Source organism: Candidatus Aquicultor sp., assembly GCF_054640775.1.
In genome coordinates, this window is the sequence record NZ_JBTSLF010000161.1 from 1 (window position 1) to 5,631 (window position 5,631).

Here is a 5,631-nt window from a genome sequence, read left to right on the forward strand (position 1 = left end):
CGACAAAGCCCAGTTGCAAGACATTATCGGCCGAAAAGACCGGGGGATCAGGAACATTTCGGATCTCAAGGGAAAGAGGATCGGCGTTATGCTGGGAACGATCTCGCAATTCTATCTTGGTCGATTTCTTACGTTGCACGACATTGATTTGCAGGACGTGACGCTCGTAGATATCAGCCCTCCCGAATCCGTAGATGCCCTGACAAAAGGCACTGTCGACGCAATCATCACTTGGCAGCCGTATGCAAATACTATTGAAAAGGCGTTGGGCAATAATGCGGCAATATGGCCGGCGCAAAGCAGCCAGATGCTCTATATCGTCGAAGTCGCCAAGAACGATTGGATTGCCCGGCATCCGGACATTGTTCGGCGATACGTCAATGCTCTCGCCCAAGCAGAGGATTATTTTGTCCAGCATCCCACCCAAGTAAAGTCCATGATGCAAAAAAAGCTGAACTACACCGATGCTTACATGGCGGCGGTCTGGGGCAAAAACAAGTTCTCCCTCTCGCTTGACCAGTCGCTCATTCTCGCCATGGAGGATGAATCACGATGGATGATAAAAAACAACCTTACCACTGAAAAGCAAGTGCCCAATTTCCTGGATTACATTTACATAGACGGCCTCGAGGAGGTAAAACCCGAAGCGGTTAATATCATCAGATGAGGTACGGAACTATGGAAATCGTCGGCAAGAAAGGGAATGAACGCATGAAGAAAACCGTTGCCGTAGTCATCGTTGCGATAGCATTAATCGCAATCGTCGCAGTCATTACGCTGGTCTCTGGCTGTTCGGGGAAGATGGAATCAATCACTGTAGCGCATGCACAGTTTGAGTCCACCGCACTTTTTTGCGTAGCCGAAGACCAGCAATTTTTCAGCCAGAACGGCCTCAACGTAACCTCACGTAAGTATGATACTGGGGTGGGTGCATTAGACGGAATGTTGAACGGTGAAGCGGACATTGCCGTAGGGACAGCCGAGTTCCCCCTGGTCAGAAGGGCGTTCCAGAAAGAAAGAATTGGCACAATTGGAAGCATCGATAAGATCGAGTTCATATATCTCATAGGACGGAAGGACCGGGGAATCGAGAAGATTTCGGACCTCAAGGGGAAAAGGATTGGGACTACCTCCGGAACGATAGCTGAATTTTATCTCGGGAGGTTTTTGGATTTGCACGGCATGAATATGCAGGACATAACCTTTGTTGATATCAAAACACCGGTGGAATACGAGAATGCCATTGCAAACGGAGACATTGATGCAGTTGTGACCGCCCAACCGAATGCTAATTCAATCAAAGATCGTCTGGGTGATAACGCCGGTGTCTGGCCTGCACAGAGTGATCAGCCCCAGTATGCGTTGATAATTTCCACCGACGAGTGGATAACGAAGCACCCCGAACTGGTCAGCAGGTTTCTTAAGTCGCTGGCACAGGCTGAGGAGTATGCCTTCCGTAATCCTGCCGAAGCAAAAGCCATCGTACAGAAGCGGCTAAACCTGGATGCCGCGTATATGGAAACAGTCTGGTCTCAAAACCAGTTCTCTCTCTCGCTCGACCAGTCGCTCATTCTTGCGATGGAGGATGAAGCGCGGTGGATGATAAACAACAACCTTACCACTGAAACGGCGATACCCGATTTCTCGAATTACGTCTATGTAGACGGCCTCAAGGAGGTAAAACCCGAAGCGGTGAATATTATTCGCTAGAGGTAAGACTTATGAGAATCAGAACCATGTTTATAATCACTATGACCCTGTTTGGGCTTCTCCTGGTCGTCGTCGCGACCTCGCTGGTGGTCACGAATCAGCAGGTCGATCGGCTTAATAAGCAGGAAGAGATTGCGATTAATATCGAACGCGCGGCTAGTGAGCTTAGTTATCTATCGAATGATTATCTCCTTTACCGTGAAGACCAACAACACATCCGGTGGGAGACAAAGTGGTCCTCAATTTCCCATGATCTAGCACAATTAAGACCCGACAGTCCCGAGCAGCAGGTCATAGCTGACAATATCAAGGACAATCACCAGCGTTTGAGAGTGGTTTTCGATAACGTGGCATCGGCTTTTCAGGATACAACGCAGACCCCGGTTTCCGAATCTATCCAGTCGCTCACTCAGGTCTCATGGAGCCGGCTGGCAGTTCAGAACCAGGGAATAGCCTTCGATGCTTTACATCTGTCCCAGGTCATACGCGACCAAAAAGATCAATCAAAGCAGACGAACAGTCTACTGATTTTTGCCTTGCTCGGTGCATTCAGTGCTTATTTCATCATCAATTACATGATTGTCCAACGTCGTTTGCTTAAATCGATAACGGACCTTCAATCAGGAGCGAAGGTTATCGGTTCCGGCAACCTTGATTTTGCGCTTGAAGTTAAGCGCGATGACGAAATCGGCGAGCTATCACACACTTTCAACCAGATGACGGCCGATTTGAAAGGTGTCACGGCTTCCAAGGCGGACCTGGAAAGGGAGATTGCCGAGCGCAAACGGGCCGAGGAAGCGTTAGAGGCTCATCACAGGCTCATACAAGAGCAGAATGAAGAACTCGAGGTCATGAACGAGGAGCTGCAAAGTACGAACGAAGAGCTGATAACGATACAACACACGTTAATAGAGTCGAAGGAGTTTAGCGACGCCTTAAACTATATTAACGCAGCCATAACCTCGACCCTTGATGTCGATGCGATTTTGCAACGAGTGGTAGCCGAGTCCGCTCAAGCAATTAACTGCGAATCTGCATGGATTATGCTGAGAGATGAAGACGGTTGGGTTACCAAATACGTATACAATATGCCGCAAGAGCAAGTTGGAGCGCGTTTTTCGGATAGTCAGGTGAGGATTACAACGCTGGCCGCACAAGAGAAAAAAACAATCGCCGTAGATGACGCCAGGAGCGATAAGCGAATCGACCCCGAGATGCGGAAAAAGTACGGCACCCACTCGGTTATGGCTGTTCCTTTGATTAGTAAGGAAGAAGTAATCGGGGCTATTAGCTTTAACTTCACTTCGTCTCTTCACACGTTTTCTGATAGCGAGCTTGATTTTGCAAATAAGTTGGGACCGGCGGTTTCGCTTGCAATGGAAAACGCGCGGCTTTACGAAGCAGAGCGTCACATCGCAAACACCCTGCAGGGGGCGCTCTTGACCGTGCCTGAGCGCATCGAGGGTATGGAGTTCGGGTATCTCTACCGCTCTGCAACAGAGGCAGCAAAGGTCGGAGGGGACTTCTACGATATCTTTGAGCTTGAGAACGATAGGGTAGGCATCATCATAGGGGACGTCTCGGGTAAGGGTATTAAAGCGGCGACGCTTACCTCGCTTGTAAGAAACACGATCAGGGCTTATGCGTACGAAGAAGAGCTTCCTTCTGTGATCCTGAAGAAGGCCAACGAGGCGATACGACGGATTGTACCGGTGGGCAGCTTTATCACACTGTTCCTCGGTATTGTCGATATGCGCTCAGGGGAACTTCTTTATTGCTCGGCGGGTCACCCATCGGTTTTATTGAAACGGAAGACGGCCGGGGTAGAGCTTCTCGAAGTAAGCAGCCCTATCATCGGTGCGTTTGCCGGGCTGGACTTTATCGACAGCACGGCAAACATCAAAGTGGGCGACGTGCTGTTTCTCTATACCGATGGCATAACCGAAGCCAGATGCGGCAACGATCTCTTCAGAGAAGAACGACTCGTTGAGCTTCTAAATAATTTAGAGATCATGTCGGCTAAAGACGTACCCCATGCAGTCTTCGGTATGGTTATGGAGTGCACCGGGGGCAGGCTCGCAGATGATGTTGCCCTGCTCTCCATATCTCTTCTTGGAGTTGAGGCGGGGTCACATGCTTGATATAGACATCAAATCAAGCAGTAATCCTAATATTCATATCATTACACTTTCTGGTGAGTTTGGCCTCTACGACCAAAAGCGGGTAGAGAGCTTTCTTCCTGAAACGGCGATAGACGACTTACAATGCATGATCTTTGACCTTACGGCTGTTGCCTACATGGAGGAAGCCGGCTTTGAGACGCTCATGCGGTATCTTCAAGAGCTTACAAGAATCGGCGCCTGCATGGCTGTCATTATTCAGCCCGAATCCGCCCTCATGAGAAAACTCAAGCGCATGGGTTTCTTTGATATCGGCCTTAAGGTAGGTAGCTCCTTCGCTGAAATCGAAAAAGCCCTACAAGATGGTGGATGCAAGTAAATTTCATTTGCATTAGACATGTGCGCTTTCGATCGCTACTGCAAGCAACCAATTCTTAAAGGTACGCATCTTGAACGATCGTTTTCTACTTATCTTGTCCTTAGTTTTAGTTAACGGGTATAATTATTGTATTGCCTACGCTAAGGAGCTGCGATGAGAAGATCGGGTATTAGCTTAAAGCTAGCTATCGTCTATCTCATTATCGCCATCCCTTTAATCGTGTTGATTTTCACAATCTATTCGAGCTGGTACCAAGCAAGGACTGAAAGAACTTTACTGCAGCTGGATGAAATAGCCAGATCGACCGATACTTCCTTTACGCTCTTCGTTGACGGAATCGATAAGTCAATGGGGCTTGTAGGCGTAAATATAGTTAATAATAAATTATCTCCACAAGAAACCTCATCAACCCTGAGTGGGCTTCTTGCTATTTATCCGATAGATAATGCTGTTTTTACCGACTCATCCGGCACAATAGTCACAGCAACTGATAGCCGTTTAGTTGGGCAGAGCCTAGCTAAACACCCCGCTTTCTCGGCGATTATTACAGGCAACAAATCTGAGGGGATAGAGCCTGTCGAACGGGTTGTTAGCCCGGTTGGTTTTCATGTTGCCCAAGCTATTAGGGATAGCAGCGGCATTCTACAAGGAATTGTTAGCTGCTATGTCGACATCACAAGATTGGGTAGCGCACTACCGATTAGAACCACCACAGGAGCAACAAATATAGTCGACTCAAATGGCACTCTTGTTTTTCAAAGCGAGTTTCAGAAGCTTGTCCTGACGAATCCATTTTGGGGCAAATATGATTTTGTGAAGACCGCTCTTTCAGGGAAAGACGCGGTAAGTACCAAATTTGTGTTCCCGGTAACTGGAAAGGTCAGGATAATAGCCGAAGTACCGATAAGCGAATTTGGTTGGGCTGCCGGCTCTTCCATTGACGCCGATCAAGTCTTAAGCCCTATCAGGCGAGACATTATTAACTCTGCTCTGGTTGCTGCTGCTATACTGATTATTGCCCTTATCATAAGCATCCTTATTGTGCGAAGGGTCATTAGCTCTCTTTCTTATCTTGCTGAGAGGGCTCGCGCTGTAGGCGAGGGCCATTTTGATGAGCCGATCTTAATTGCAACGGGCGATGAGATCGAAGATGTTGCTCACTCACTTGACGAAGCAAGGCTTAATCTTAAGCAGGCAGTAGAGAGTCTTAGCGAATCAAATAAGAAAGTCCAGTTGCTGCTTCAATCAATGGATGAAGGCATTTACGGTGTTGATACGAAGGAGCACTGTACTTTCATAAATCGGGCCGCATCTGAAATGCTTGGCTATAAGCCTGAGGAAATACTTGGCAAAAATGCGCACGAATTGATGCACTATAAACATAGCGATGGTTCACCATACACCGAAGATGAGTGCCCTATC

General features: G+C 48.0%; 5 protein-coding genes. All 5 read left to right on the forward strand.

Features of this window, described 5'->3' with window-relative positions; all coding sequences use genetic code 11:
• Nucleotides 1-667, forward strand: a 667-nt coding sequence (locus tag ACYC56_RS11600; RefSeq protein ID WP_461374340.1) for an ABC transporter substrate-binding protein, incomplete at its 5' end; no start/stop codon positions are given.
• The gene (locus tag ACYC56_RS11605; RefSeq protein WP_461374341.1) at nt 664-1,710 is read left to right on the forward strand and encodes an ABC transporter substrate-binding protein; all 1,047 of its coding nucleotides are present in this window, start codon (nt 664-666) and stop codon (nt 1,708-1,710) included. The genes ACYC56_RS11600 and ACYC56_RS11605, both read left to right, overlap by 4 nt.
• Before the next feature lie 11 nt (nt 1,711-1,721).
• Entirely contained in the window at nt 1,722-3,851 is a 2,130-nt protein-coding gene (locus ACYC56_RS11610; protein WP_461374342.1) for a SpoIIE family protein phosphatase, read from the forward strand.
• Nucleotides 3,844-4,209, forward strand: coding sequence for an STAS domain-containing protein (locus ACYC56_RS11615; protein WP_461374343.1), 366 nt, complete (start codon nt 3,844-3,846; stop codon nt 4,207-4,209). The genes ACYC56_RS11610 and ACYC56_RS11615 overlap by 8 nt, the downstream gene beginning before the upstream one ends.
• A 153-nt stretch (nt 4,210-4,362) precedes the next feature.
• The coding region (locus ACYC56_RS11620; RefSeq protein WP_461374344.1) for a cache domain-containing protein at nt 4,363-5,631 on the forward strand (1,269 nt) is incomplete at its 3' end.

What these genes read in the sequence shown, in the direction of transcription:
- ACYC56_RS11615 (WP_461374343.1), top strand. Translation starts at nt 3,844, where the DNA reads ATGCTTGATATAGACATCAAATCAAGCAGTAATCCTAATATTCATATC.
- ACYC56_RS11610 (WP_461374342.1), top strand. Translation starts at nt 1,722, where the DNA reads ATGAGAATCAGAACCATGTTTATAATCACTATGACCCTGTTTGGGCTT.
- ACYC56_RS11605 (WP_461374341.1), top strand. Translation starts at nt 664, where the DNA reads ATGAGGTACGGAACTATGGAAATCGTCGGCAAGAAAGGGAATGAACGC.